This window comes from Candidatus Pelagibacter sp. (assembly GCF_052049775.1).
Taxonomy (GTDB): Bacteria; Pseudomonadota; Alphaproteobacteria; order Pelagibacterales; family Pelagibacteraceae; genus Pelagibacter.
On sequence record NZ_JBNGZH010000026.1, the window covers coordinates 1 to 3,501 of the forward strand.

General features: G+C 25.7%; 3 protein-coding genes. 1 reads left to right on the top strand and 2 read right to left on the bottom strand.

The genetic code is table 11. The features are described from left to right. A partial coding sequence (locus tag ACTT83_RS04095; protein WP_440918857.1) for an aminopeptidase P family N-terminal domain-containing protein occupies positions 1-619 on the bottom strand: 619 nt, incomplete at its 3' end. After that, positions 616-2,649, bottom strand: a complete 2,034-nt coding sequence (locus ACTT83_RS04100; RefSeq protein ID WP_440918858.1) for an ATP-dependent helicase — start codon at positions 2,647-2,649, stop codon at positions 616-618. The genes ACTT83_RS04095 and ACTT83_RS04100, both read right to left, overlap by 4 nt. 34 nt (positions 2,650-2,683) lie before the next feature. On the opposite strand from ACTT83_RS04100, the gene ACTT83_RS04105 reads away from it, so the two are divergent. Continuing rightward, positions 2,684-3,501, top strand: an 818-nt coding sequence (locus tag ACTT83_RS04105; protein ID WP_440918859.1) for a hypothetical protein, incomplete at its 3' end; no start/stop codon positions are given.

Below are 3,501 nucleotides of genomic sequence, written 5' to 3' on the forward strand. Positions count from 1 at the left end.
TATTTTTTATGATTAATTGACAATTAGGAATAGGACTATTTGGATTGTCATGTCCCCTAATATTAAGAAGCCATGCTATATTTTCTGGTGCTGTAATAAATAAATAATCTGATTTGTTTTTATTTAAGTACTTTCTTATTTTCATAATTTTAGTTTTATAATTTTCACCAACTATTTTGTTTTTAAGAGAAAAAAAAGGTTTATTAGATTTAACTTTGTTTTTACGAATTTGATCAATTAAATTTGACTCAATGCTTTTGACTTTATTGTTTTTATGAAAAAAATTCTTAATTTGTTTAGATGTAAAGATCTTTGGATCAAAACCTATTGACAGATTTTGGAATAAATCGCAATTAATAATTTTATGCAAATCTACAATTTTAAAGCTTTTATCCACCTCTTTTTTGGCTTGAATTGTATATCTCCCATCAACAAATAAATATTTTTTCTTTTTTAAAATGATTGAATAGCCAGCAGAGCCAGAAAAGTTTGTGATAGCTTTAAGTCTATCATTTGCAGAGTATTCTGAAAAAAATTCGTCATTTTTGGGAATAATATATCCATCTATATTATATCTATTAAATTTACTAATTAGAGTTTTTATTCGTTCAGTAATCATTTAATTCTTTTTTGATATCTCAACCATCCAGGACTATTAATACCACTTTCATCTTCAATATCTTGATTAAATTCAAATTCCTCCATCTCCTCTTTAGTTTCATCAAAAAAAGAATTTTTTTCTAAATATTTGTCTGGAAGTTCATCAATAAATCTCGACGCCATGCTATCTATCCAATCACCTTGGTAAAATCTGTTCATCGAAAAAGATACCACTACCTTTTTCTTAGCTCTAGTTAAACCTACATAAGCCAATCTTCTCTCTTCTTCCAATCCATTTTGACCTTTTTCTTCAATGGATTTTTGATGAGGAAAAAGTCCTTCCTCCCAACCAGGTAAAAAAACTACCTCAAATTCTAGACCTTTTGCAGCATGCATTGTCATCATATTAATCTTTTCACCTTCCCATTCTTGGTCAATTGACGTTGCTAGTGAAACATGATCTAAAAAACTTTCTAAATTATCAAATTCTTTCATCGCGCTTAATAATTCTTTTATATTTTCAAGTCTGTTTTCATTTTCTAAATCTTTTTTATTTTTAAGCATTGCTGAATATCCAGACTCATCAAGAATAGTTTGTAATAATTTAACATGACCCATTTTTTTTATTGTTAGATCATTTCTCCATTTTGAAATTAAATCTAAAAAAGAAATTAAACCTATTTTAGCTTTAGGTTTAATTAAGTTTTCTTCTATCATCTTTCTAGAAGATATCTCTAAACAATCTTTTTGCTTTTTTGCAAATTCATGAATACTTTTTAGCGTGCTATCACCAATTGAGCGCTTTGGATTATTAACAATTCTCTCAAAAGCTAGATCATCTTTTTCTTGATACACTAATCTTAAATATGCAACACAATCTTTTATTTCAGCTCTCTCATAAAATTTTATTCCTCCTAAAATTCTGTAAGGTAGTCCAATTTTTAAAAATCTTTCCTCAAATTCTCTAGTTTGAAATATCGCCCTTACAAGAATGGTAATATTATTATATGAGTAATCTTTCTTTATTTTTTCAATTTCATCTGAAATTCCAATAGCCTCGTCTTTTCCATTTTTATAACAATTTAATTTGACTAATTCACCCTCGTTTAAAGTTGTCTTTAATGTTTTGCCAACTCTATTTACATTATTTGCTATTAAGTTTGATGCAACAGCTAGAATATTTTCAGTAGATCTATAATTTTCCTCTAGCCTAATTACTTTTGTATTTTCATAAACTTGATCAAATTCTAAAAAATTTTTTATTTCTGCTCCTCTCCAACTATAAATTGATTGATCATCATCTCCTACACAACAGATATTTTTATTTTTTTCTGATAGTAATCTAAGCCATTTACTTTGTATAAAATTTGTATCTTGATATTCATCAACTAGAATATATTTAAAATTTTTTGAGTAAATTTCTCTTAAATCTTTATTTTTTTCTAGGATCTTGACTGCATGAAGAATTAAATCACCAAAGTCACAAGAGTTTAAATCAATTAATTTCTGTTGATAAATTTTATAAATCGGCAAAATAGTTTTTTCGTAAATATCCTTTTGATTGATTATTACCTCATTTGGATAAAATCCTTTATTTTTCCACTTATCAATTATTGCAAGAATATATCTTGGAGCTAATTGTTTAATATCAATATTTTCTGCTTTACATATGTTTTTTATTAGCCTTGTTTGGTCATCAGTATCTATTATTGTAAAATTTGAATTAAGATTAACTGCTGGAGCGTGTTTTCTTAAGAGTTTTGCGCAAATAGAATGAAAAGTTCCAAGCCATGACAACCCAGTCGCTGAGGAGCCTAAAATTTTGCTTACTCTAGTTTGCATTTCTTTGGCTGCTTTATTAGTGAATGTTACTGCTAGTATTTGATTAGGATATGCTTTTTTTTCTTGAATTATATTTGCTATTCTTGATGTCAGCACTTTAGTTTTTCCAGAACCAGCGCCAGCTACGATTAAAAGAGGTCCATCAAGGTGTGTAACAGCTTCTTTTTGTGCCTTATTAAGATTTTTTAAATATTCAGAGTTTAACATTTTTTATTTTAAATTATAACTTGTTTCAATTTATATGAGAAAACAAAATTTATTATCTAAAAAAATTGGAAAACAAATCTCACATATAAATAATTTATTGGAAAATTATTTCAATAGTTTAAGACGCTTCATATTAGACATAAAAGGATTAAGGTTTGATAAGAATAATAAAGTTTTTTTAGGCATTGTTTCAATTATATTTTTGACACTTGTATATTTCTTAATACCTACTGCCTACAATAAAGAATTGATTCAAAAAGAAATAAAGAATCAAATTTATCAAAAATACAATATAGTAGTAAAATTTGATAATAGGGTCCAATATAATTTTTTTCCTAAACCACATTATAGCTCAAAAAATTTATCCATACTGAGTGATAAAAGAAAAATTGCAAAGGTAAAAAATTTTAAGATTTTTATTGATTTTAAAAACTTTTTTAACTTTAATGAAATTCAAACAGAAGATGTGATTTTTGATAAAGCTGATTTTAATTTTAAAAAATCTGACTTAAGTTTTTTTACAGATCTCTTAAAAACAGAGCCAAATAGAAATGTAATAAAAATTAAAAGGAGTAATCTTTTTTTTACTAATAGTGATGATGAAGTTTTATTTATTAATCAAATAAATGACAGCAATTTTTATTACGATCTTAAAAATTTGAAAAATGCCTTAGTTTTAAAAGGTAAAGTTTTTAATGTTCCATATAAATTAATCATAGGAAATGACAAGTTAAACGAAATTTTAGATTTTGAATTCACTTCTAAAAAACTTGTTTTAAAGATTGAAAACGAAACTGATTATAAAAAGGAAAATGATACCGGTAATCTAAAAATAAGCTTTAAAAATAAAAA